At 35.1% G+C, this 25,583-nt stretch carries 26 protein-coding genes; 2 read left to right on the top strand and 24 right to left on the bottom strand.

Features of this window, described 5'->3' with window-relative positions; all coding sequences use genetic code 11:
• Positions 1 to 140: 140 nt before the first annotated feature.
• The 8 genes from F5ESL0225_RS08295 to F5ESL0225_RS01885 all read right to left on the bottom strand — a co-directional run bounded on the left by F5ESL0225_RS08295 (position 141) and on the right by F5ESL0225_RS01885 (position 8,658).
• Positions 141 to 293, bottom strand: coding sequence for a hypothetical protein (locus F5ESL0225_RS08295; RefSeq protein WP_158592375.1), 153 nt, complete (start codon positions 291 to 293; stop codon positions 141 to 143).
• Positions 294 to 332: 39 nt separating this feature from the next.
• Entirely contained in the window at positions 333 to 986 is a 654-nt protein-coding gene (locus F5ESL0225_RS01915) for an amino acid ABC transporter permease (RefSeq protein WP_118896904.1), read from the bottom strand.
• Between the two features lie 15 nt (positions 987 to 1,001).
• Positions 1,002 to 1,640 carry an amino acid ABC transporter permease gene (locus tag F5ESL0225_RS01910; RefSeq protein ID WP_090093447.1) on the bottom strand — a complete coding sequence of 213 codons (639 nt, stop codon included), beginning with the start codon at positions 1,638 to 1,640 and terminating at the stop codon, positions 1,002 to 1,004.
• Entirely contained in the window at positions 1,637 to 2,452 is an 816-nt protein-coding gene (locus F5ESL0225_RS01905; RefSeq protein WP_122021372.1) for a glutamate ABC transporter substrate-binding protein, read from the bottom strand. The genes F5ESL0225_RS01910 and F5ESL0225_RS01905 overlap by 4 nt, the downstream gene beginning before the upstream one ends.
• Positions 2,453 to 2,463: 11 nt before the next feature.
• On the bottom strand, positions 2,464 to 3,201 hold the full coding sequence (locus F5ESL0225_RS01900) for an amino acid ABC transporter ATP-binding protein (protein ID WP_305020016.1): 738 nt from the start codon (positions 3,199 to 3,201) through the stop codon (positions 2,464 to 2,466).
• A 235-nt stretch (positions 3,202 to 3,436) separates the two neighbouring features.
• Entirely contained in the window at positions 3,437 to 6,106 is a 2,670-nt protein-coding gene (locus F5ESL0225_RS01895; RefSeq protein WP_122047745.1) for a calcium-translocating P-type ATPase, PMCA-type, read from the bottom strand.
• Positions 6,107 to 6,281: 175 nt separating this feature from the next.
• Positions 6,282 to 7,454 (bottom strand): nucleoside transporter C-terminal domain-containing protein, encoded by a 1,173-nt coding sequence (locus F5ESL0225_RS01890; protein ID WP_122024468.1) that lies wholly within the window; start codon positions 7,452 to 7,454, stop codon positions 6,282 to 6,284.
• Positions 7,455 to 7,464: 10 nt separating this feature from the next.
• On the bottom strand, positions 7,465 to 8,658 hold the full coding sequence (locus F5ESL0225_RS01885; protein ID WP_122047744.1) for a bifunctional UDP-sugar hydrolase/5'-nucleotidase: 1,194 nt from the start codon (positions 8,656 to 8,658) through the stop codon (positions 7,465 to 7,467).
• Between the two features lie 204 nt (positions 8,659 to 8,862).
• Here F5ESL0225_RS01885 and F5ESL0225_RS01880 point away from each other — a divergent pair, with 204 nt between their 5' ends.
• Positions 8,863 to 10,233 (top strand): PTS transporter subunit EIIC, encoded by a 1,371-nt coding sequence (locus F5ESL0225_RS01880; protein ID WP_122047743.1) that lies wholly within the window; start codon positions 8,863 to 8,865, stop codon positions 10,231 to 10,233.
• Between the two features lie 88 nt (positions 10,234 to 10,321).
• Here F5ESL0225_RS01880 and F5ESL0225_RS01875 read toward each other — a convergent pair whose 3' ends face one another.
• The 8 genes from F5ESL0225_RS01875 to F5ESL0225_RS01840 form a co-directional block, all read right to left on the bottom strand.
• Complete coding sequence (locus F5ESL0225_RS01875) at positions 10,322 to 12,721, bottom strand: phosphoketolase family protein (protein ID WP_122024466.1); 2,400 nt, start codon at positions 12,719 to 12,721, stop codon at positions 10,322 to 10,324.
• A gap of 154 nt (positions 12,722 to 12,875) precedes the next feature.
• The gene (locus F5ESL0225_RS01870) at positions 12,876 to 13,601 is read right to left on the bottom strand and encodes a GntR family transcriptional regulator (protein WP_122047742.1); all 726 of its coding nucleotides are present in this window, start codon (positions 13,599 to 13,601) and stop codon (positions 12,876 to 12,878) included.
• Positions 13,602 to 13,604: 3 nt separating this feature from the next.
• On the bottom strand, positions 13,605 to 14,534 hold the full coding sequence (locus F5ESL0225_RS01865) for a nucleoside hydrolase (RefSeq protein WP_122021365.1): 930 nt from the start codon (positions 14,532 to 14,534) through the stop codon (positions 13,605 to 13,607).
• Positions 14,535 to 14,556: 22 nt separating this feature from the next.
• Complete coding sequence (gene rpiA / locus F5ESL0225_RS01860; RefSeq protein WP_122021364.1) at positions 14,557 to 15,249, bottom strand: ribose-5-phosphate isomerase RpiA; 693 nt, start codon at positions 15,247 to 15,249, stop codon at positions 14,557 to 14,559.
• 126 nt (positions 15,250 to 15,375) lie between these two features.
• Positions 15,376 to 15,846 (bottom strand): DNA starvation/stationary phase protection protein, encoded by a 471-nt coding sequence (locus F5ESL0225_RS01855; RefSeq protein ID WP_090093433.1) that lies wholly within the window; start codon positions 15,844 to 15,846, stop codon positions 15,376 to 15,378.
• A gap of 94 nt (positions 15,847 to 15,940) precedes the next feature.
• Positions 15,941 to 16,498 (bottom strand): hypothetical protein, encoded by a 558-nt coding sequence (locus F5ESL0225_RS01850; RefSeq protein WP_122047741.1) that lies wholly within the window; start codon positions 16,496 to 16,498, stop codon positions 15,941 to 15,943.
• 121 nt (positions 16,499 to 16,619) lie between these two features.
• Entirely contained in the window at positions 16,620 to 17,963 is a 1,344-nt protein-coding gene (gene celB / locus F5ESL0225_RS01845; protein ID WP_122021362.1) for a PTS cellobiose transporter subunit IIC, read from the bottom strand.
• 84 nt (positions 17,964 to 18,047) lie between these two features.
• Positions 18,048 to 18,548 carry a PTS cellobiose transporter subunit IIA gene (locus F5ESL0225_RS01840; RefSeq protein ID WP_122021361.1) on the bottom strand — a complete coding sequence of 167 codons (501 nt, stop codon included), beginning with the start codon at positions 18,546 to 18,548 and terminating at the stop codon, positions 18,048 to 18,050.
• Positions 18,549 to 18,690: 142 nt separating this feature from the next.
• Between F5ESL0225_RS01840 and F5ESL0225_RS01835 the strand changes: the two genes are divergently transcribed.
• A complete protein-coding gene (locus F5ESL0225_RS01835; protein ID WP_122047740.1) occupies positions 18,691 to 20,136 on the top strand; it encodes a 6-phospho-beta-glucosidase in 1,446 nt (481 codons plus the stop codon).
• Positions 20,137 to 20,196: 60 nt separating this feature from the next.
• Here F5ESL0225_RS01835 and F5ESL0225_RS01830 read toward each other — a convergent pair whose 3' ends face one another.
• From F5ESL0225_RS01830 to F5ESL0225_RS01795, 8 genes are all read right to left on the bottom strand, one after another.
• Positions 20,197 to 20,544 (bottom strand): PTS lactose/cellobiose transporter subunit IIA, encoded by a 348-nt coding sequence (locus F5ESL0225_RS01830; protein WP_122021359.1) that lies wholly within the window; start codon positions 20,542 to 20,544, stop codon positions 20,197 to 20,199.
• Positions 20,545 to 20,558: 14 nt separating this feature from the next.
• Positions 20,559 to 20,894 carry a PTS sugar transporter subunit IIB gene (locus F5ESL0225_RS01825; RefSeq protein ID WP_090093423.1) on the bottom strand — a complete coding sequence of 112 codons (336 nt, stop codon included), beginning with the start codon at positions 20,892 to 20,894 and terminating at the stop codon, positions 20,559 to 20,561.
• Positions 20,895 to 21,040: 146 nt separating this feature from the next.
• Positions 21,041 to 21,268, bottom strand: coding sequence for a hypothetical protein (locus F5ESL0225_RS01820; protein WP_122024459.1), 228 nt, complete (start codon positions 21,266 to 21,268; stop codon positions 21,041 to 21,043).
• A 130-nt stretch (positions 21,269 to 21,398) separates the two neighbouring features.
• Positions 21,399 to 21,812, bottom strand: coding sequence for a PTS sugar transporter subunit IIA (locus F5ESL0225_RS01815; RefSeq protein ID WP_122047739.1), 414 nt, complete (start codon positions 21,810 to 21,812; stop codon positions 21,399 to 21,401).
• Positions 21,813 to 21,824: 12 nt separating this feature from the next.
• Positions 21,825 to 22,820, bottom strand: coding sequence for an SIS domain-containing protein (locus F5ESL0225_RS01810; RefSeq protein WP_122021356.1), 996 nt, complete (start codon positions 22,818 to 22,820; stop codon positions 21,825 to 21,827).
• Between the two features lie 29 nt (positions 22,821 to 22,849).
• A complete protein-coding gene (locus F5ESL0225_RS01805; protein ID WP_122024458.1) occupies positions 22,850 to 23,920 on the bottom strand; it encodes an SIS domain-containing protein in 1,071 nt (356 codons plus the stop codon).
• 17 nt (positions 23,921 to 23,937) lie between these two features.
• Positions 23,938 to 24,759: a PTS system mannose/fructose/sorbose family transporter subunit IID gene (locus tag F5ESL0225_RS01800; protein ID WP_122047738.1), complete on the bottom strand. Its 822-nt coding sequence runs from the start codon at positions 24,757 to 24,759 to the stop codon at positions 23,938 to 23,940.
• Positions 24,740 to 25,570 carry a PTS sugar transporter subunit IIC gene (locus F5ESL0225_RS01795; protein WP_118896922.1) on the bottom strand — a complete coding sequence of 277 codons (831 nt, stop codon included), beginning with the start codon at positions 25,568 to 25,570 and terminating at the stop codon, positions 24,740 to 24,742. Before F5ESL0225_RS01795 ends, F5ESL0225_RS01800 begins: the two co-directional genes overlap by 20 nt.
• Between the last annotated feature and the right edge of the window lie 13 nt (positions 25,571 to 25,583).

Below are 25,583 nucleotides of genomic sequence, written 5' to 3'. Positions count from 1 at the left end.
TACTAGATCGAGTAAGTGACTCTAGTTATTACCAACCCACGGATAGATTTAATTCATCATTCGTAAATATAACAAACAAGGGCCTTACTTCCTGCTGAAAGTGTTATCAGCTTCTTCTTTAGCAGCTTGATTAGTCTTAGCTATGTAAGTATATCTTTTGCCACTCCCACAGGTGAATCGAGACACCCCCTAAGGTGCTTTTTTAAGCTTGCATTCATCGAAATTAAAACTAATAGTTGGTCGTATAAATTCTGACTAGCTGTCATTAATTCAGTTTTATTAGTTGGACGCATTCCAAAATACTCCCATTGACTTACTAAAAATCAGTTTCATTAAGATAAATGCCGCCCTATCGCATTTCCAATTACTGACAGGGTAAAACAAACAATAAAATATAAAACTGCTAAAGCAGCAAACATTGGCAAGATATAGTTAGCATTTTGGCCATAAATAACTTGAGCATGCTGCATCATTTCTGGCACAACAATAATTGTTGCTAATGAGGTATCCTTAATTAGTGAAACAAATTGACTGATGATTGTTGGAATCATATTCTTATAAGCCTGAGGCAGAACCACATGCCACAAAGCTTGAATAAAGCTCATTCCCGTTGACCTAGCCCCTTCCATTTGTCCCTCAGAAACCGATTGAATACCTGAACGAACAATTTCAGCAATCATACTTGACTCAAATACTGTCATTGCAATAATTGCAGCTGGAATTGTTTCTGGCCGCAAGCCAAAATTTGGCAACCCAAAATAAGTAAAGAAGATAATCAAAAGTAATGGTACATTACGAATAATATCGATAATGAAACCGACAATTTTTGAAATCCATTTAATTTTAGAGTACCTAATAATACCCAAAATGGAACCAATAATAAAACTTAAGATAACGGAGATTACCGAAATATAAATAGTTACCCAAAGGCCCATTAATAAAAAACGTAAATTAAGCCATGAAAGGGCATTAATCCAATTTTGCATTTCAATGTACCTCCCTTAAGCCAATTTCTTTTCTAAGTGTTGCATATAATAGCTAAGTGGTAGAGTTATGATTAAATACAAAATTCCTACCACTAAATAGCTATTAATAGTATCAAATGTAGTCGAAGCAATTGTATTAGCCTGATACATTAAGTCAAATCCCGCCACAAAAGCAAGGACTGATGAATTTTTAACTAGGTTAACAAATTGATTACCTAATGGTGGAATAACAATCTTAAAAGCTTGTGGCAAAATAATATAGCGCATTGCTTGCCAATATGTCATTCCCGTTGAACGCGCCCCTTCCATTTGACCTCCAGAAACGGATTGGATACCAGAGCGGATTGTTTCAGCAATGAAGGCCGAGGTATAGAGGGTTAATCCAATTGTCCCAGCAGTAAATCCACTAATCTTTACTACATAGTTGGGAATTACTAAATAAAAAAACATTGTGATTACTAATAATGGAATGTTACGCATAATTTCAACATAAGCTCGACCAATTGTACGCATTACCTTACTTGGTAAAACTTCCATAATAGCAAAAATTGTTCCAATAATTAGACTAAAAAACAGTGCAATTATACTAGAAAAAACTGTCCAGCCCAGTCCAATTAATAATTGGCTACTAAATTTGGTAAAAATATTAATCATTGGCGATACAGCTCCTTATACTTAAAACCTGGAACATCGCCAAACCACTTTTTAATCAAACGATTATATTCACCATTATGCTGCATCTCAAGTACTGCCTTGTCAACAGCCTCGGCAAATGCGGTTTGTCCTTTATCAACTGCAACACCATATGGTTCAACAGTAAATGTTCCGCCACGAACTTCATAGCCTGGGTTTTGAACAGCAAGACCAAACAAAATACCATTATCGGTAGTCAAAGCATCTCCTTGCTTAGATTTTAAAGCATTCATTGCCTGAGCATAATCCTGAAGTTCAATTATTTTTGCCTTAGGTGCAACTTTTTTTATGTTTTGCACCGAATTCGCACCAACAACTCCAATGACGGTTTTACCACTAAGATCTTTGGTACTTTTGATTTTTGAATTTTTGGGAACCAAAAGCGATTGACCAGCATCAAAATACGATTTAGAAAAAGAAATTACTTTTTTTCGTTCCGGGGTTATCGTCATTGTTGCAATTACCGCATCCACATTTCGGTTTTTAAGTAGCGGTATTCTCGACTGCGAAGTGGTTGTAACAAATTCAGCACGACCTTTAGGTCCTAAAATATGCTTAGTAATATGCTTAGCCATATCGACGTCAAAGCCTTTTTGTTGACCATCATGTACATCAATTAAACCAAATAATTTGACATCACCTTTAACGCCCCAAGTGATTGTATTCGCCTGTTGAACATCTTTTAAAACAGACTGGTTATTTGTACTTTTACCGCATCCACTCACCAGAAAAATGCTAGCTATAAGAGAAATTAGCCAAAATTTCTTTTTCATACATAACCTCCTTAGTGAGAGATAATTTTACTCAAAAATTGTTGGGCACGTACTGTTTTTGGTTGTTTGAAAAAGCTTTGACAATCATCATCTTCGACAATTATACCCTTATCCATGAAAATTACTCGATTAGCTACTTCTTTAGCAAAGCCCATTTCATGAGTTACGATTAAAGAGGTCATTCCGCTATCATTAGCAACTTTCTTTATAACTTGCAAAACATCATCAATCATTTCCGGATCAAGTGCTGATGTTGGCTCATCATATAAAATTAGCTTTGGACGCATTGCTAATGTTCTAGCAATAGCCACACGCTGCTTTTGTCCACCAGAAATTTGTGAAGGCATGTTATGTGCCCATTTTTCTAAGCCAACCATTTCTAGTAAGTCCATTGCCCGCTTCTTATTCTCTGCTTCAGGAATGTGACTAACAATTCTAGGGGCTAACATAATATTTTCGAGTACATCTTTATTTTTATATAAATTAAAATGTTGAAATACCATTCCAACGTCACTACGTAAAATATTTAAATTAGTCTTAGGATCTGACAGGTCGTGCCCGTTAACAATCAATTGACCCTTTTGAATTGACTCCAGACCATTTACAGTACGCACTAAGGTGCTTTTCCCTGAGCCTGAAGGTCCAATCAAAACTACGGTTTCGCCTTGATCAATTTCTAAATTAATGTCGTGCAATGCATGAAAATGACCGTAATATTTTTGCACGTCATGGAACTCTATCATCGACACTGTTATCGCCTCTTTCGTATTTAATTGCAACAAAAATTTTATTGCAAAGTAAAATATATGTTTTCTAGTATACTATAAATGGTTAATTTTTTTAGAAAATATGCATAAATTTAATAAAAAATTATACTTAGCAACTCTAAAAAAGTGTTGAATAACAAACAAAAAGCTCTTATTGTAACAATTTAGACCATTTACTAATTGTTAACTTTATCAAAGAGCTTTTTTATTATTTAATTTATTTTTTACCTAATATACGTTGCAAAAACTTAACTACTTCAACAATAACAATCATACCCAAACCAGCTACTAAAACTATTAGCCATTGTATAATATTTAACTCAGTTACGTCAAAGAACTGATTCATAAACGGCAATTCAACTGCAGACATGACAACTGCAGAAATTAAAATTGCCAGATTAAACCACTTATTCGCAAACGTTCTTTTTGAAAAAATCGATTGGTGAATATATTTAGAATTAACCGCATGGAAAAGTTGAATCAATCCCAGCGTTAAGAAAGCCATTGTCAAAGCATCCTGATGCTGTAAGCTGGTATTACCGACATGTGGGCCAAAATTCAATCCCAATTGGTAGGTAGTTAAAACTAGTATTCCTTCTAGTATTCCCTGATAAACAATTGAACTGGCTACTCCCCCACTGAAAAAGTTTGATTCCTTTCCACGCGGCATTCTTTTCATTATCCCCTTTTCAACTGGTTCAAGTCCCAAAGCAATTGCCGGTAGTGTGTCTGTTACCAAGTTTATCCATAATAATTGAACCGGTGCTAGAATATCCCAGCCTAGCATTGTCATCATAAATACGGTTAATACTTCACCAACATTGCAACTCATTAAATAAAGAATTGCCTTTTGAATATTACTAAATACTTTTCTTCCTTGCTTGACTGCTTCAACAATTGTTGCAAAATTATCATCTGCTAAAATCATATCACTGGCGCCTTTAGAAACTTCAGTACCTGTGATCCCCATCCCAATACCAATATCTGCCTGTTTCAAACTTGGCGCATCATTAACGCCATCTCCAGTCATCGCAACAATCTTACCACGTGACTGCCAAGCTTTAACGATACGTACCTTATGTTCTGGTGAAACTCTAGCATACACACTAAAATCAGGCACATGTTCTGCCAAATAATTATCACTAAAATTATCTAACTGGCTACCTGTAACTACTCGCTCATCTTGATTAGGAGCTAAAATCCCTAACCTTTCAGCAATAGCTTGCGCAGTTACTTGATAGTCGCCAGTAATCATAACTGTTTTAATACCAGCACTATGTGCCTCAGCAATTGCTGCTTTAGCTTCAGGACGTTCCGGATCAATCATTCCAACTAATCCTGCAAAAATCAAGTTTTGCTCAACATTATCGGTAGTTGGTTCATCATATAACTGATCAACAGTTTTATATGCTAACCCCAATACTCGCAAAGCTTTTTGCGCCATGTCCTGGTTGGCAGCCGCAATTGCTGCCCTCTGTTCTTCAGTAATAGGCTCAATTTTACCATTTTGTTCAATTTTGGTTACACGCTTAAGCAATTGATCGGGAGCACCTTTGACTGCTACAAAATACTGCTGCTGGTCCAAATTAATGGTACTCATTAATTTCCGACTAGAATCAAATGGTACCTCTTGCAGCCGTTTATGTACTTGCAGAAGTTGCTGAACAGCAATTTTTTGATTAAGGGCAAATTGAATTAGAGCAGTTTCTGTCGGATCACCTAATAGTTTATTATTATTATCTAATTTAGAATCATTTGCTAGAACCATGGTCATTAAAGCATGATTATCGGCTGCAAGTGCTTGTGTAGCTGGATGCTGTTGATTATTATAAAAAACTTGCTCAACAGTCATTTTATTTTGTGTTAAAGTTCCAGTCTTGTCAGAACAAATAATGTCTGTAGCTCCCAGTGTTTCGACCGCCGGAAGCTTGCGTACTATTGATTTGTGCTTAGCCATTACCTGGGTACCCAGTGCTAGAATAATTGTTACAATTGCTGGCAAGCCTTCAGGTATCGCAGCCACAGCTAAAGAAACGGCTACTAAAAACATGTCAATTGCCAATTTATCCGTTGGCTCGGTTCCTCTTTTCGTAAAAAAGCCAACCACAAACACGATTGCACAAATCAGCAAAATCATGATCGTTAGAGTTTTGCCTAATTGATTAAGATTACGTTTCAAAGGGGTATCTGTTTCATCAGTATTATTAAGCATTGTAGCTATTTTACCAACTTCAGTATTCATCCCTGTTTCTGTTACAATACCTTCTCCACGCCCATAAGTCACATTAGTGTTAGCAAAAGCCATATTTTTCTGGTCTGCTAAAGCAACTTTTACGTCATTAATAATTGTTGCCTCTTTGTCAACTGGTACAGATTCACCGGTTAAAGCTGATTCCTCAACTTTTAAACTTTTAGCTACTGTTAAACGTAGATCAGCCGGTACAACATCCCCAGCTTCAAGTAAAACTATATCACCGGGAACTAATTGCGGACTCGGAATTTCTACAATCTGCCCTCCACGTCGCACATGCGCATTCGGTGTAGCCATTTTCTTTAAGGCATTAATTGCTTCTTCTGAACGCGCTTCTTGAAATACACCAAGAATAGCATTTAACATAACCACGACCATAATAATCGCTGCATCAGTCCATTCTTGAGCCACAAAGCCCGATAAAACAGCTGCAATAATTAAAACGATAATCATAAAGTCCTTAAATTGCGCTAAAAACCTTTGCCAGATACTAATTTTTTTCTTGCCTGCCAAACTATTAGAACCATATTTTTCTCGTGCTTCAAGCACTTGACTGTCTGTTAATCCCTTAGCACACGAAGTAGAAAATTCCTGTTCAATTGTTGCGACAGTTTGATGATAAAAATCTTGCAATATTTTAACCCCCTAATTACTAAAAAAGAGACTCATGCGCTTAGCACACAAGTCTCACTAATTAAGATAAGTCCAGAAGTATTTCTTCGATTGTTGGACTTACCGCAAATAATTGCTGTTACTCCCTTATGATTATTTAATTATAAATAATTTTGGCATTTTTAACAAGAATAAATAATTAAAATGAATAAAATAATCCAGCGAGTGCACCGTTAATAATACTTACTGCAGTTGCCACCATAAATAAACGCAAGGCGTGTCTGGCAATTGCTTCACCATGTTCTTCATCGACCATAGTATGCATAATACCTAATGTGGTTCCTAAATTAGGTAAGTTAGCAAATGAAATCAAAAATACGCTAACGATTGCTTGGGTTTTAACTGGCACGGCATTCATATTAATTTGATTAATTGCTACAAAAATATTTGTAAAAGCTTTCGTTGCTAAAACTGTCCCGGCACTAACAATTGAATGTGGATCAATTCCCATTAAAAATGCAACTGGAGCACAAACATAGCCAATTAAAGCAGTTAAAGTCTTGCCGCAGGCCGATTTGAAAATAATGTTAACAAATGTAATTAAAGAAACAAACCCAATGATTGAAATTGAAATATTAATCGCTAATTTAAAACCCAAACCCATACTGTCAATCAAACGTGTAATAAGTGATTTCTGGTTTGTACTTTTAGTTGAAATTTCATAATTAACTTGCGTAATATCATATGGCGCAACAATTTTTGCGACAATAATTGATGTAAATAAATTAAGTACCAGCGCTACAAGAATAAATTCTGACTTAATAATGTGCATGTATGAAGCAAGCATTGTCAAAGTAGTATTTGATAAAGTGTATATAGACAAGGTAAACAACTGGTTAGGGGCCATTTCCTTCATCTGGTCTTTAAAGGGAACAAATACACCGTTACTTACAATTGGATAACTTAAAATTGCAAAAGCATTAATTTCATCAATGTGAAACAACTTTTTAAGTACTTTACCAACATATTTTATAATAAATGGTAAGATGCGTAAGTACTGTAATAATTCAATTAAGGCACAAATGAAAATTAATGGTAGTAGCACATCTAAGAAAAATTGCGAAACTACACCAGGATTTTTTAAATTACCGAAAACAAAATTGACGCCCTTACTACTAGAAGCACTAATAATGTTTAAACTACTAGAAAGCCCATTAATAATCCAGTTACCGATTGAAGTTTTCAGTATTAAAAACAGCAAAATTATTTCTGTAATAAACAGGTATAAAATTGATTTATAATCAATATTTTCCCGATCAAAACTAACCCAATACAGTAAGCCCAAAACTAAAATTATTCCAATTAATCCCATTCTCTTCTCCTTATCCGCGTTGTTTTAAGTAGTATGAATATTCATCAAAAATATTATCAACAAATTGTTCAGTCAAACGATACTCTGGTACATCATATGAATTTGTTAAAACAACAAAATCTTGAGCATCATTAGGGGAATGCTCCTCTTTTAAGGTCCAAGGCTGTTGGCTAAAAGTTGTGTATTCAGACTTAGTCAAATGATAAATTCTAACACCATAAGGAATAGTAAAGGAATCAATTACCTGTTTTCTAGTTTTACCTTGTAAATTGATAAAAATTCCTAAATTTGTGCGCGCAAATTTCTCTTGCAAAAAACTAACCAACTGACTAAGATCAAGTTCTTCACTTAGCCATTCTTGATATTCTTGCTCATCATAAAAGCTCTCAGCTTTTGCTAGTAGAGTTTCACTGGCAACCACTTCTTCTTTTCGCTGAGTGATTTTATTATACTCATCGAATTCAAACCTTAAATGACCATAATAATTGCCACGATAACCACATTGAACAATTAAAGTTTGTCCAATTTGTCCATGATTAACCCGATGTTGATGACCACAACTAAATCCATCAATCCCTGGAGTTTGTGAAACCAATTTAAAAGTTTCGTCTTCTCCCGTTGCATAATTGATTTCATTATGTGTTGCTAAGTCACGTTCAATTCCACCATGATACCCTACTAAAATCAGATCTACTTGATCTCTTAAAACGGCAACTTGCTTTTGCAACTCTGGTAAAGCTGTTTTAACAATCACACCCCTGGTAACTGGAAAATCACTAATCATTGACATTCGACTAGTTACTAAGCCAATAACCCCTACTTTAATACCATTAATTTCTTTAATAGCAAATGGTGGGAAAAGTAACTCATCTTCTTCAGAAAAAGCATTACAACATACATAGTCAGCATTTAAATGCTTAACCTGCTCTTTCAAATAGTTAATTCCGTGATCAAAGTCATGGTTACCAGGTACCATAACATCAAAACCAATTGCATTAGCATAATCGACTAATGGTGAAACCGTCATTTGATCACAGAAAAAGGTAGTTAAAGGATTGCCCACAAAAAAGTCTCCACTATCCATTAATAATGAATGAGGGTACTTTTCTTTTAATCCCTCAAAAGCCAATGCTGGCTGTTCTCCCGTATTAGCAATGAAGCCGTGAATATCCGTTGTGGTTAACACATTTATTTGCTTAGTCATTGTTTTTTCCTTTGCATTAATATTAATATTGTTAACAATACAATTAATTTTATAATAAATAGTTCGTAAATATCAATATATTTTTTGAACCAATTAATTATATATTGACATTATAATCTGATTAAATTATTATATTATTAATTTTTTAAAAAATATAAAATAAAAAATTAATAATATTAAAATATAGTTTAACCGGGAGAATATATGAATAAAATAAATAAAGATGCAGCAGCTATTTTAAAATATGTTGGTGGCCCGCAAAACGTAAATAGTCTTGTCCATTGTGTGACTAGACTAAGATTTGAACTTAAAGATAGTCATAAAATTGATGAAAAAAAATTAAATGATTTATCCTGTGTTTTAAGTATCGTACACACTGGCGGGCAAGATCAAATTGTAATTGGTCCCAACGTAGCTGAATATTATGACATTATTCAACAAAAATTAGCCACTAATAAACAGACTGATTTAAATAAATCACCTGAAGCTAATTCAAGTAATAAAGTAAAATTTTCATTGACAAAAATTATTTCAGGCGCTTTTATGCCTTTACTTTCAATTATGTCTGGCGCGGGCATGGTTAAGGCTATCCTGACTGTATTGACTAGTCTGCATTGGTTATCAGCCACTAGTACGCCATATTTGGTATTAGCTGCGGCAGGCAATTCCGTTTTCTATTTTTTACCTATTTTTGTTGGTATTACTTTAGCCAAAGAATTTAAGGCTGATCCTTTTGTTGGCGGAGCATTAGGAGCTGCATTATTAGAACCCAGTTTTACCCATTTAATTGGCAAACATGGTTTAAACTTTTTAGGAATGCCATTAGACCCGATTGATTATTCAACTACTGTTTTTCCTATATTTGTCATTATTGGGGCATACGTTATTTTAGAACGTTTCTTAAAACGAATTATTCCGCAACAACTACAAATTTTTTTAAACTCAACAATTTGTTTAATTATTTTAGTACCAGCAACCGTTTTAATTTTTGGGCCATTTGGTAATACAGTGGGTAATTGGATTTCCACAATTATTATGTGGCTATTTGGCAAAAGTAGATTAGTAGCAGGTTTAGTACTGGGAGCATCCTACTCATTTTTGACTGTCTTAGGATTACATTGGGGACTCGTCCCGATTACGTTACAAAATTTAAAAGTCTATGGTGGTGATGTCATTGGTGGCGTCGGCGTATGCGCATTTTGGGCTCAAATTGGTGTTGCTTTAGGTGCATTTTTATATAGTTTAATTAAAAGTAAAAATGCTAAACTAGAAAGTTTAGCAGGTTCAGTAACAGTTACTGGAATTTTTGCAGGCGTAACCGAACCAATTTTATATGGTTTAATTATGCCTTCCAAGCGTTTAATTATTATTACGGCAATTGCTGGCGGGCTAGGTGGTGCAGTTAGTGCCTCTTTACACGTTGTGGTTAAATCATTTTTAATTGATAATATTTTTTCAATCTTAATGATGATGTATGAGCCAATTGGATTCATGATTCTAGGTTCGGGAACCGCACTTTTAACAGGGGCTTTGCTCACTTACTTTTGGGGCTTTGAAAAGAGTACAAAGAAATAATTCTATCTCTAGCAAAAAAGTTGTTAAGTCTATACTTTTCAGTAAGACTTAACAACTTTTTCATTTTATAAAAATAGCTAACTAATTGCTACTTCAAGCCAGACCACTGCCATTCCGTAACTTCAGCGATATCCTTACCATTATCTCTAATGTATTGGTGATGCTTCGCCAGCAATTGATCCATTTTAGCAACAAAACCAGCACTTTGCTCTGCATATTGCGGTACACTCAAAATTGCATCCTTTGCTAAATGGAAACGATCAAGTTGGTTGACTACTCGCATATCAAATGGGGTAGTAATATCACCTTCTTCTTCATAGCAATGAATATGAACATTGCTACGCCCGCGACCAAACCAAATCGATTCCATCATCGCCTTGTATCCATGCCAAGCAAAGATAACAGGTACATCACTTGGGAATAGTTGCTCAAATTCTGCATCAGAAATTGCTGCTGGATTATCCTCAGTATTAATCAACTTCATTACATCAATAATGTTAATGTACCGAATTTTTAAAGCTGGGAAGTTCTTATGCAAAAGGTCGATTGCTGCAAGCGATTCCATTGTTGGCTCAGTCTCAGTTGAAGCAAAAACTACATCTGGTTTAGCATTTTGATCAGTAGACGCCCAGTCAATATATGATAAACCATGCTCAGCAATTCTCGTTGCTTCATCAATAGAGAACCACTGCGGACGCTCTTGCTTAGAAGTAACCAGAATATTAATACATTCACGATCAGTAAAAGCTTTTTGTGAAATTGCTAAGAGTGAGTTGGTATCAGCTGGTAAATATTCATGAACAAGGTCTGGACGATTCTTTTCATACATATGAGTAAGAATACCTGGATCTTGGTGGGTATAGCCGTTATGATCTTGTTGAAAAACAGTTGAAGTAGCTACAAAGTTAAGTGAAGGATAATCCTTGCGCCAGTATTGTTCCTTAGCCTTTCTTAACCACTTCATATGTTGAGTCAACATTGAATCAACTACGCGGCCAAATGATTCATAAGTAGCAAAAAAGCCATGTCGTCCAGAAAGAACATATCCTTCAAGCCACCCTTCATCTTGGTGCTCCGACAATTGCGAATCAATTAAGCGACCACTTGGTGCCAAATTTTCATCATTAGGGGTATGAACTGACCCTTCCCATTGCCGTTTTTGATCATCAATAAATTTAAATAATCGATTTGATTTAGTTTCATCAGGACCAAAGCCCCTAAAATCATTAGGGTTAAGATTGGCAATTTCATTTAGATATTTTGCCCATTCCGTCATATCTTCTGCTTCAATTGAACCAGGTTGATCAAATTTTAAAGCATACTTACGATAATCAGGTAAATTCAAACGTTTGGCATTTTTTCCACCGTTAGTAATCGGGTTCATAGCCATGCGTCTGTCACCTTGAACATTATCAGCAGTTACGATAGCAGTAGGAGCACCATTTTCATCAAATAATTCTGCTGGATTATAACTCTGCAACCAATCTAGTAACATTTCTTGATGTTCCATATCATCTTGAGCAACTGGAATTGGAATTTGGTGAGCTCTAAATGAATTTTCAATGGGATTGCCGTCAAGATCGGTTTTCGGACCCGTCCAACCCTTTGGTACGCGGAAAATAATCATTGGCCAATGAGCAACAGATTCATCATTATTATCACGTGCATTCTTTTGGATAGCTTTAATTTCTTCAATTACAGTGTCCATAAGTTTAGCCATTTCTTGGTGCACTTGCATATGGTCCTTATAACCAGCAAATTCTCCACCTTGATAAGCTGAAATAATATACGGATGCCAACCCATTCCTTCAAAATACTTAGTTAATTCTTCATCGGACATTCTGGAAACAATCGTTGGATTAGAAATTTTAAAGCCATTAATTTGCAAAATTGGTAAAACTGCACCATCTTTAATCGGGTTAATAAATTTATCACTGAACCAGCTTGCTGCCAAAGGACCCGTTTCAGCTTCACCATCACCAACTTCAACGGCCGCAATTACATCTGGATTATCCAAAATAGCACCAGTACCGTGAGAAATCGAATAACCTAACTCGCCACCTTCATGCATTGAACCTGGAGTTTCTGGGGCAGCATGTGAAGCTGAGCCACCTGGAAAACTAAAACGCTTGAATAGTTTGGCCATCCCCTTTTCATCCTGTTGAATATCTGGATAAAGCTCACTATAAGAACCATCAAGGTAGGCATTAGAAACCATTACCTGACCACCATGACCGGATCCTTCAATGTAAAACATGTCAAGATCATATTTTTTGATTACCCGATTTAAATGGGCATAAATAAAGTTCTGTGGTGAAATGGTGCCCCAATGGCCAATCGGCTTAGGCTTAACATCACTTGCCTTAAGTTCTTCCTTCAATAATGGATTGCTCATTAAGAAAAGCTGACCAACCGATAAGTAGTTAGCGGCACGCCAATGGGCATCAACGCTTTTAAGAAATTCATTTGAGTCATAATCAACTGCCATTTTAATTCTCCCTTTTTTAAAGTTTTTAGTTTCACTTGATACACATATTATAACAAGTTTCCATTTAAGTTCAACCATTTTTATAATTGGTTCGTTCCAATTTTGAAGGCTACTAAATATGGTATTCAAAAAAACAGGCTAAAAGCCTGTTTTTTTATTGATTTAAATTAACAAAAGTATTAAATCTCATGTACTGATAATGTATCCGCATGGTTGATACTTCAAAAGGAGTACCATCATCTAAGAAAAAAATTCCTTCTATTACGCCTACTGGCTCTGTTTTTTTAAGTTGCAAACATTTTTGATCATTCTCGTTAGATGGAGCCACCGTAATATTTAAAAATGCCTTAGTAACAACTTTATTCTGCTTATCTTCTAAATAATTAAATAAGGACTTTTTTAAGTGTTCGGGTTTCAGTTCCGGTACAATTTTGATAGGTAAATAGCCCGTTTCCAGCAAAAAAGGTTGCTCATTTAATAAACGCAAGCGATGAAATTCATATACAAAATCATTAGGTTCCAAAAATAGGTCTTGTGTAATTGCCTTTGGCGCTGGAATAACATTAAAATCAATTAACTTAATACCTTGAGTTTTACCTGGTACTTTAAGACTATCGGTTAAACCCAGATTGGAACCATCATAACGAAACAGAGACTGATTTTTTAGATATAGCGGGTTAATAAAAGTGCCACTGCCACGTTTTTTAAACACAATTCCCTGCTGTGAAAGAAGCTCCATTGCTCTTTTCATTGATGAACGACTTACCTGATAATGATCTGCCAAACTTCGTTCATCTGGAAGACGCATCCCATCGTACTTATTTTCTAAAATATTCTGTTTTATATCACGCATTACCGTGCGATACACAAAATCTGTCATTAATTACCTCAATTGTTCTGCTTTAGTAATTTCATTTACAAGCCAGCTTGCAAAAACAGTTTGGTTAATTTCTACTCCTACTTGTACATTTGGCTGCTGACCAAAGAAATTATCAAAATCAATCATCGATGCCCCATAAGCATTACTACTTTTTGTATCAATAACTACATAGGCTGGCTTAAAAGTATACATATCTGGTTCAATTAACATTCCAGCTGCTAAGGCATCATATATTTCGCGACCATCTGTTTCTGTTTCATCATGTAAATTCGTCATAATGTTATACAGCATATCACCAACATCACCAATCTGCTTAATTTCTTGTAACGTTTCCTGGGTAATATAAGCTTGATGACCTAATTCTAGTGGTGCCAACAGTATTTTTACACCACTAGAAAAAACAATTTGCGCAGCTTCGGGATCCCCAGCAACATTATACTCACTATATGGCCCCCAGTTTCCACGTCCGATTGCTCCACCCATAATTACTAACTGCTCAATTTTAGCTAGATCCTCTGGAAATTGCCGAAAGTAAAGAGCGAAATCAGTTGCTGGTCCAATCTGCATTAAAGTTACTTTTTCTGAACTTTGCTCTACAACTTGGTGAATTGCACTTGCCGCTAATCCTGGCTGTAGTAAACTTTGATCAGCTGCAGGAAATTCATAACCAGCAAGACCATTTTTACCATGAACATCAGAAGCATCAATAGCTTGACGTAATAAAGGACACGTTGCGCCGGAGACAACTGGTACCTTCGTTTTTAAAAATGTTTCTAATTTTAATGTATTAACCAAAGTGTTAGCTAATGGTACATTACCCCAAGTTGCTGCAATTAATTTCACATCAAGCTTAGCAGAAAAAAGGGCAATTGTTAGTGCCACTACATCATCTATTCCTGGATCAGTACTAATAATTAATGGTTTTTTTGTCATATATTTTCCCTCTTTGCAAAAATTATTTTTTACGTTGCTCTATTTTACCGTTAGTGTGAGCAATAATCACTTCATCACACATATTTATAAAAAGGCCATGTTCAACTACTCCTACCATATGGTCAAGATAAGCTGCTAATCCTTGTGGCACTAAGATTCGCTCAATATTTAAATCAATTATATAATTGCCATAGTGAGTAATAAATCGCTTTTCATCAGCCATGCGCCATGTAGGCTTGAGCCCTTCCGCTTGAAACCGGCGAAAATTTTGCTCGCAGGAAATGGGTAATACTTCAACTGGTAAAGGAAAACCACTCAAATAATCAACTACTTTAGATTCATCAACAATCCAGATTATTTTTTTAGAATTAACTGCTACATTTTTCTCCATAGTCAAGGCACCGCCACCACCTTTAATACCGGAAAAGTCAGTAGCAAAACGATCAGCACCATCAATCGTTAAATCAAGTTGATCAACTTCAGCTAATTCATCAACTTGAAAGCCCCACCGCTCCATTTGTCTCTTACTTCTGCTGGAAGTCGTAACAATTGCCGCTAATTCTAAATGTTCTTCTTTTTTACGACGACCTAGTTCATCGATTAAATAAGCGACCGTTGAGCCCGTGCCTATCCCTAATTTCATTCCTGAGCGCACCAAACTCGCAGCCTTGATTGCTGCTCTTTTTTTTAATTCAGCTTGATTCTGTTCGTCCATTACCTACACCTTTCTCATAATTATTTTTAATAACCAGCAAATTAACTTTATTATAGCAAATAAATTTAATAATCATGGCACTAAAAAAGACAGCCCGAAAGACTGTCTTTTTATTTGCTAGTTTCATTATTCTGGATCAATAGTAGGAGCTTGATTAATCTCACTAGCCATCATCCAAATCCGTTTCTCTATATCAGTATGGAAACCCGTTAGCATATCATTAGTTGAATAGTCGCCTTCTTCATCACTAACTCTGATTCCCTCTTCATAAAGCCCTTCTAAGTATTTATAACCAGCAATTATTTTGGCATAACGTTCATCAATTGTTTCAGTCCAATTGCCCTTTTCATCCGCAATCTTTGTTTTCTCAGCAATTTCACTTAAAGTTGAGACGGGAGAGCCATCAAGCGTAATTAAGCGCTCTGAAACTTGATCAAGCTGATCAGCTAATTCGTCCATTACCTTGTCTAAGTATGGATGTAGTTTTAAAAAGCGATTTCCTCTCATATACCAGTGATGTTGGTGAACGACCATATGCATTTGCGTTAAATCCGCTACTAATTGATTTAATACTTCTTTAGTCTTTGGATATTTCATTTAGAATTCCTCCATTTCAGATACCTTGCTTACTTCTTTATCATAACAAGAAAGCGGTCGCAATACCAAAATTTAGTTTATAAAATTTAACTTACTACTTCTTAATCATATTGATAGCTGTATTAGCTTGATTATAAGTTTTTTCAGGATCATAGATACGATCACGAGCAAGTGACAAGTATATTTTTTGCCCATTATTTAATACAAGTTCAAGCCCAAACGGATTCATCAGCATAGAAATAATGCCTGAAAAATAAACTTGCAGCATATCAAAAGGCACTGTAAAAGCCATTTTTTTGATTTCATTTTTACCAACTAAGTGAGCTAATTTAATGTCAGTCAGTTTAATTGTCTTTACAGGAGCATTTTTACCCAACAACAATAATTTAAATTTGTTGAAGCGATTACCATAATTGTAATATGTTATTTCTCGCTTAGAAATAGTAAAATAATTAAATTCATCCTGCAAAACTGTCGGGTAATAAACTAGAGTAATCAATAAAAAAATTATTATCCCCGCTAAAATAGCCCAAATAACTGGGTGAATATTCATTAGTTGTAGCATTATTGCCGCTAAGCATCCTATTCCCAAGCAAAATAACAATCCAATTAATAATGGCCGAAAATTTAATTTTTTACCAAAAGTAAGCATCAGTCATACCTCTTTTCATTATTTCTATTTTCTATTATAGCACTTTTTTGGTAACGCTTTCTTAAATAATATAAAAAAGCTGGCTCCAAGTGTAGCCAGCTTTTTATATTATTAATTATTGTTAATCAGTAGCAGTTTGCTCTTTCTTCAATAAGACATTGTCATAATGCTTGATAAATGGATACCAAATAAGAAAAGCTACAATTGCGCAAACAATTGAGAGCACTCCACCTTGCCAGCTAGCAGTGGCAATAAAACCACCTAAGCCAACCGGTGTCGGCCATGGCTGTTGCACAATAATTTTAGGCACCAAATGTGAGCTTATTCCTAAGTACGCAATAATTCCTGACGCAAGTGGTGCACAAATAAATGGAATCATTAAGTTAATATTATAGACAATCGGTAAGCCAAAAAGTAAAGGTTCATTAATATTAAAGATTGCGGGCACAATTTCAACCTTTCCCAATTCCTTTAATTGAGCTGAACGTGCTCCTATTACTAACCAAATAGCAACACCTAACATCGCACCTGAGCCACCAATAGATATAAAGGCGTTAGTCGGGTCACCAGCAAAGAAGTGATGCGCTCCTTTAACATTAGCAGATATGTTGGCTAAAACAATTGGGGTATAAAATGAACTAATAATGGTTGCCCCATGGATACCAAACCACCATAAGAAATGAATTAAAAATACAATAATTAAAAAGCCCCACCAAGTATCAGCAATATCGCTAATAAAGGAAAACGGAATAAATAAAATCTTAAATAAATCTGTTCCAGCTAAAACAAATCCAGCATTAATTGCAGCAATAATAATTGCGACACAAAAAGCAGGAATTAAAGCACTAAAGGAATTTGAAACGCCAGATGGAACTGAAGCAGGCATCTTAATTTGCCAGTTATGCTTGATGGTATAACGATAAATTTGAACAGTTAACCAGGCAACGACTAACCCAATAAAGATACCAACTGCACCAATCCGATAAATTCCTGAATTATTGGCCTCATAACCCCCAGCAACCATTTGGGTTTTATTGAAAACTTGCACGAATTCCATTCGGCCATTTTTCCAGACCAACTCAGCTACCGTGATAAAGAAGCCCATTAAAAACATCATTAACCCATTCATCGGGACTAAGTTAATTTTTTCCTCATCATGATAAATTTTAGTATACGAATAAGCAAAGGTGCCTGAGAAGACCAAGGCAATAATCCCCATGGTTGCATTATAGACTGATTGGTATAAATTAGAAAATCGGCCAATCGTATTCGCATAAAAGCTTATAAATCCCGGTGTATTAATAATCTGTGGCAACACCGTTAAAATTAAGAAAAACGCTCCAACAATTGAAAACGAGATCACACTGTAACCCGCATCCATAATTGCCCGCACAAATCTTGTTGCCGCAAATTTACCCGCGGCGGCGGCAATTCGCTCCTTAAACGGCTTTTTGGCTTCAACCATAATCAAAACTCCCTTCAAAATAGTAATTTTTAAAAACTACTTAATTAATATTGTAACCGTTTTCATAACTAATGCAAGAATTTTTTAATTATTTTTGAAAGTTTCAATAACCTTAACATACCTATCACGATTATTAATAATCTGGTGAATCCGCTTAATTGACCAATACGCTAAAATAACACCAATAAAAAGGATAGCTAATATTAAATAACAAACATTATTAGTATTTATAAAAGGGAATAAGTCTACTCTAATAGGTAAAAAAAGACTCCCCGCCAATAACAGGTTGACCGCCAATTGTAGCCACAAAAAGGCTTGCGTTACTGGTACAGCTGATTTTCGATTATGCAATTTAGCTAATTGTTCAATCGCTGCAGCAGTAGCAATTAAAGTCATAATTCCTGCTATAACAACTCCAAGCCACGTTTGATATTGAATTAGAATTAATAACCAAAAAAGATTAGTAAACAAAAAAATGACCACTATATAACGCAACATTAGATAACGACTAAAGTATAAATACTTGATGCTGTCTTCATGGTTTTTACGTTGGTAGTCTGCTTGATTTTCTTTCTTATTGATCATAAAAAATCTCCCATCTTATAAATTTATTATAGTCTTTATATACTAATAAAAGTCAATTATTATTTAACTTGATAAAACACTTCAATTTATTATAAAATAAATCTGTTAGCGCTATCAGTATAAATGACAAAAGGAGAAAAATATGTATTCAGCAAAAATGCCAGATGGTTTTTTATGGGGTGGTGCCGTTGCTGCGCACCAATTAGAAGGTGCTTGGAACGTTGATGGTAAAGGAATATCTGTTGCCGATGTAATGACCGTTGGTTCGGCAACTAAACCTCGTGAAATAACAGACGGAATTGTTCCAGGAAAAAACTATCCAAATCATAGTGCTATTGATTTTTATCATCATTACAAAGAAGATATCAAATTAATGGCCGAAATGGGATTTAAAGCATTTCGAACTTCAATTGCGTGGACAAGAATTTTTCCTAATGGCGATGACAAAGAGCCTAACGAAGCAGGTTTAAAATTTTACGATAACTTATTTGCTACTTGTCATCAATACGGTATCGAACCGGTAGTTACTATATCTCATTTTGAAATTCCGTTTAATTTAGTCAAAAAATATAATGGTTTCACCAACCGGAAATTAATTGACTTTTTTGTTCGGTTTGCTACGGTCTGCTTTAAGCGCTATAAAGATAGTGTTAAGTACTGGATGACTTTTAACGAAATTGATAATCAAGCAGCCTATAATGATGATTTTCTAATGGCTACTAACTCTGGAATTATGCTTGACAACTTAAGTGAAAAAGAAAAAGAAGCTGCCATGTACCAAGCAGCTCATTATGAATTAGTTGCATCAGCTTTGGCGGTTAAAGTTGGGCACAAAATTAATCCTGACTTTGAAATTGGTTGTATGATTAATTATTCACCCGTTCGGCCTCTTACTTCATCTTCAGCAGATGTACTATTGGCTGACAAATTTGAACAACGCCGCTCTTGGTTCTCTGATGTCCATGTTTTTGGTGTATATCCCAACGAAGTTGAGGCATATATTACTCGTAACGGCTATCGCCCAGATATTACCGATGAAGATCGGATTGTCTTAAAAGAAGGTACTGTTGATTATGTTGGCTTTAGTTATTATCAAACAACTACCGTTTCAGCGGAAAAAGTTAAGCCAGATGAACTAAATGATTTAGCTAAAGCCGTGGCCAAAAATCCAACTTTAGAACGTAGCGATTGGGGCTGGGAAATTGATCCTGAAGGTCTGCGCATTGCTTTAAACCATTTAACAGATCGCTATCACAAACCTTTATTTATTGTTGAAAATGGTCTTGGGGCATACGATAAAGTTGAAGCCGATGGCTCAATTCATGATGACTATCGCGTTGATTACTTAAGAAAACATATTTCAGAAATGGAAAAAGCCGTGGAAATTGATGGCGTTAATTTAATGGGATATTTACCTTGGGGACCAATTGATTTAGTTTCAGCTGGAACAGGACAAATGGATAAGCGTTATGGCTTTATCTACGTTGACAAAAACGACGCTGGCGAAGGTACTCTAAAGCGTTCACGGAAAGATTCGTTTGACTGGTATAAAAAAGTAATTAAGACTAACGGTTTAGATTTGAATTAAATATAGATGAATAACAAAAAAACGAAGTTAAACTGAACTTCGTTTTTTATTTACTATTATTTATTTTGCCAAGGAATTAGCTTCATATAATTTCTCATACAAATCAACCATTTCACCTGCTAAATCTCTAAAAGTAATCGCATTCATCAAATGATCTTGTGAATGAACCACAAGTAGAGTTACATTAGTGTGCCCTCCTTGAGCTTCTTGGGTTAACATTGCAGTTTGCGAATTATGGGCTTCATTTAAAGAAGCATCAGCTTCTTTTAACTTAGCCCGCGCTCCTGTAATATCACCTTTTTTAGCTTGACGAATCGCCTCAAAAGCCAAACTCTTTGCATTACCACCATTGGCAATTAGACCCATCGCAGCCTGTAAAGTTTGCTCTTCTGTTTGATTTTCTGCCATCTTAATCTCCCGTTTTAACCGTTAATTAAATCTTCTGCTTGTTGTAATACTTTTTTACCATCCATCATGCCATATGCTTGCATATTAATTACATCAAGTGGGATATCTTGACCATCTTTTCCTTTGCCTTTTACTTTATTGACAAAATCATCTTTCATATAACTAACTTGTGGTCCAAGTAAGACACAATCAATTTCTTCTTGCCCAATGTGTTGTGAGGCTTCTGAAGCAGGACAAGCAAAAATTTTTGCATCGATTCCTTGCTCTTGAGCTGCCTGTTGCATTTTTGTTACTAGTAATGATGTGCTCATACCTGCACTACAATTTAGCATAATTGTTTGTTCTGCCATAATAAAATTTTCCTCCTAGAATGTATCCATAAAATTTATTTTATTATACCACTTTTTAGGTAGCGCTTACTATTATGACCTATAAAATGTTTAAATTAATTTTTAATTATCATTAAAAATTTCAAATACATCCATAACTATCGTCTTTAAAATTTTTGCATAATCGCTAAAATACCAATTACAAATAATATTATACTAAAGAAAAATGAAAACGCGATTGCCCCTAAAGAAAAGCCATTATTAGTTCCTTTATGTAGTATCCCCTTAGTATATTTCACACTATTAAATAGTTGATACACTGCTAAACATATTAATATTACACCAAAAAAGCTTTCAAATTTTGAACCATTAATATAATTAAAACTTCTAGACATATGATTACTCCTTTTAATTATCCTTAATAACTATCTACTTTAGAGATAATACATTATAGCATCTACAGTTACTAGTAATATATAAAAATATAGTATTCGTAAATAAATATTTCACAAAAGCAAAAATGACTTAAAATTCTTCATCTTCATCAACTATTTTTTCAGAAACATATTGGTATACACCAGCTGTCCCTGCTTCTATAATAGTCTCAAGTAATTCTGACATTGCCCTTTGTTCACGACTAACAAATAGTTCTAGCAACATTGGCATATTAACGCCCGCCACAATTTCTATATTTGAATATTGCTTTTTAAGGTTAACTAATGTATTAAATGGCGTACCGCCCTTTAAATCCGTCAAACAAATCAGCGGCTGAGACAATAACTCTATTTTATTAGTTAATTGTTCGCTTAATTTATCTAATGATTCGCCCATTGTAAAATTGACTGCATAGCAATTTTCCTGCTTGCCACAAATCATTTCCGCACTTTTCACTAGTTCTAGTGCAGAGTTACCATGCATACAAACTATCACACCAATCATAAATATCACCAATTAATAGTCTAAAGCTCGATAATAGCGTCTTATATCCATCGGATGACGATTCAAGTGTTCAATATGAATATCAATTCGGTTATTGATTGCGTGGAAAACAAATGGTGATAATGTTCCACGATATTTTTCTGAAATACCTGGTAAGTCATAATCTTTGGCATCAATAATCGTATAATTACCACAAATTTTAGGTAAGAAGTTGGCTACCCGCTCACTTAAAGGTCGCTGGCTATCTTCTCCCACATATACGGTTACGGGAGTATCACAGTCAATTATTTCAAACATGCCATGGAAAAATTCTGCTGCTTCAACTGCGCGCGTTTTTAACCAATGTTGCTCCTCCCAATAACACATTGCATAAGAATAAGTTGCCCCCCATTGATTACCAGCGCCAACAAAGTAATGAATTGCATCATCATGGTGCTTTTGTGCAAAATCTTTAGCAAAATCGTCTGCTTTTACACTAACTTCAGCAATGTCTTGAGCGAAATACTGCTCCATTTCTTGATAAAAGTCTTCATAATCAGGAAATTCACCATTTAGATACATTAAGCGATCACCAACCATAAAGAACTTTAGTTGTTCGTTTTCTGGATAAGAAATGCAGTAAGTCAAACTAGAGACAAGCTTTGCTTTCGGATCATCCATAAAACCCAAGATAGTTGCACCTACTTCATTCAACTTTTTGACGGCCTCAACCATCTCTTTAGTATTACCCGTAACAGATGAAATGATTACTAATGTTTTAGCTGTAATTCGTTTATTACCAGTTACAATATATTCTGCTGCATTTTGATAGAAAGTTTCCAAGGCACTCTTTTCTTTCATATGAATGTTAGCTTGCATACCTGAAGCATAGGTGCCACCAATTCCTAACCAACAAATATTAGAAATACCTTTGTTAAATAATGGATCAATTATTTCATTAATCTTGCCTCTTAGCTTAAGGGCACCATCCATGCTTTGAATTAATTCTTGCTTATTAAATTTACGCATTTGTATTTTCCTCTTTTTTAAAATTATGATTAGATCTTTGACGCTGTAATTTCATCAAAATCAGGGTAAGCTGAATGTTGCAAATCAATTCCCTTTTTTTGCGACAAACGATAAGCCAGTAAGTGAATCGGAACAGTCATAAATAAAGCGCTTAACAGTTCATTTGTTTCTACTTTAAGACTTAAATCATGATTACCTAAATTTTGAGCCATACCGGCATAAATTGAGTAAACATGCTCAATATGCTTATTTAAAAATTGTTGCAATAGTTCTTGCCGCTTTTGTAATTTTCCATTAGGCTCCAAGCAAATAACAAAATCATCATGTTTTAGTCCTAAATAAGGGCCATGCATATATTCTTCCAGTTCTTTACCCCAAGAACTGATTCGAACAGCTTCGGTTATTTTCGTTTCGCCTTCTCGGCTAACTCCATAAGCAGCTCCGTAACCAATAAACATTATTCTTTGTGCATTACTAAATTCAGATAAATGCAAATCAACCCACTGACTAGACCTTTTAATAACAGAAGGCATTGCCTGCACAATTGATGTCAGTTCGGTTAAATATTTTTGATAACACGCGCTAGTAATTTGATTTTTTACGCTCGCAATTGTTAATGTGATTAGTAGTAAATCTAAAATTTCCACACTATAACCAGCACTAACATATGGCATTTCTTCTACCGGCATCCCCATTAATAAAAGATTTTTACTAATCTTGGCAACCGGACTATCAAGTTCGCTAGTCAGCGTATATACTTTATGCCCTGCTTCTAGCAAACGTTCGATTAATTTGACTACTGAATAACTATGGCCACCTTGTGAAATTGCCAAACACAAAGTATTTTCTTTGACATTCAACAGATAATTTTCCGAAATTGATGGTTCTTCAATTCGTACCGGCATTTTTAAAATTTTACTCATAAAGGGCAAGGCACCATAAGCTGCATTTGAACTTGACCCTGTTGCATAAATTACTACGTTATCAAATTTCGTTACCTCGTCTTTGGTGAACTTGTCCCCAAACAAACTTTGGTAATTATCGAGAACGGACTGATAATATTGCGGTTCTAAATTAACATAATCTTCAATGCTTTTCACAAATATCTCCTTAAATATTATCCTAATAAACCTGACCAGGCACCAAATATACCAATTGCGGCAATCAACAACAGAATGTACTGTGATTTCCAACCTTTTCGATCAAGCCAAAAAATGAAAAATGTGAATAGTAAGGGTAAAATACCTGGTACTATCCCATCACATATTTTTTGAATCGATGTTGCTTGCGCCCCGCTACCAATTTTTAAGGGCATTTTTAAAGTCACCATTGTCGCCACCATTGCACCGACAACAGCTAACCCTAAAACAGATGCTCCATAGGTCAACTTATCCATTAACCCTGTTTTTTGAATTTTATCAATAAATGATGAACCAACATTATAACCAACAAATAAGCCATAATAGCGCACCAATAATGCTGGAATATTAAAAATTAGCAAAAATAGTAGTGGGCCTAAGATATTACCTTGCAGAGCAAGTGAAGTACCAATCCCGGTTGCAATCACCCGTAAAGTACCCCAAAAAAATGAATCACCAATACCACTTAGTGGACCCATCAGCGCTACCTTAATATTATTAATTGCTACATCGTCAAATTCAGGATCAAGTTTATTTTGCTCTTCCATTGCAATGGAAATTCCTAATGGAAAAGTACTTAGCCATGGAGTGACATTATAGAACTCCAGGTGGCGTTTATAAGCAGCCTGCAATTTTTCTTTATTATTCCCATAGATTTTCCGTAAGGCAGGAGCCATGGCATAGGAGTAACCTAAGTTCATCTGCCGCTCATAGTTCCATGCCCATTCCATTGTAAATGAACGCCAAAAAGTCTTCATTAGGTCTTTTTTAGTAAGTAACTTAGAATTCTTCATCTTCATAGTCAATGCCTCCATTTTCTGTATTTAATTTAGCTGTTTTATTAGTACTCGGCGCCGTATTTACTACTGGTTTACCGTTAAATGCGGAATATCCCGTTAAAATCAAGGCAAGACAAGCTCCAAAAATGGCAACTCCGGTAACTGAAATCTTTAAATAAACTGCTAACGCAAATCCGATGATAAAAAAAGTTGCATTCTTTTTATTAATCATCATTTTCATTAAAAGGGCAAAACCATAAGCTGGTAGCAACCCAGTAGCAATTCCCAAGCCATTAATAATGAATTGCGGAATTACACTTAAAATTCCTTTAATTACTGGGCTACCTAAAATATAAGAAATCCCTACCACTAAACCAATTGGTAAGTTAACTGAAAAAAAGCCTCCTAAAACATTCATTCGACTTATACCACTGCCATCAGCTAATTCTGCATAATGATCAGCTCGATGAACAAAGTAAGGCAAAATAAAGATAAAGCACAAATTTTTAATTACTAAAACTAGTGATGCAATAGGAATACCAAGCGTTAAAGCAACAGCGGTACTTTTCCCAGCACCGATAGCAAAAGCTGTACCTAAAACACTACCTGAAATAATTTCCGGGGGAATAGCTCCACCAATTGAAAATGAACCTACAAAGGCTAGTTCCAAAGTTGCACCCATAATGATGCCTTGTTGCAGATTTCCTAATACTAGTCCTGTTAATGTGCATGTTACAAGTGGTCTTGATAGCATTGATGAACCTAAAAAATACTCACCATTTCCCAACATTGCAATTAAGGCTAAAATAATTGCTGTTACATAAACATTCATACCTTAAGCTCCT

This window comes from Lactobacillus sp. ESL0225, assembly GCF_003692905.1.
Classification (GTDB): domain Bacteria; phylum Bacillota; class Bacilli; order Lactobacillales; family Lactobacillaceae; genus Lactobacillus; species Lactobacillus bombicola.
The sequence above is the reverse complement of the archived record's forward strand: the minus strand, read 5'-3'. Positions and strand labels throughout refer to the sequence as shown.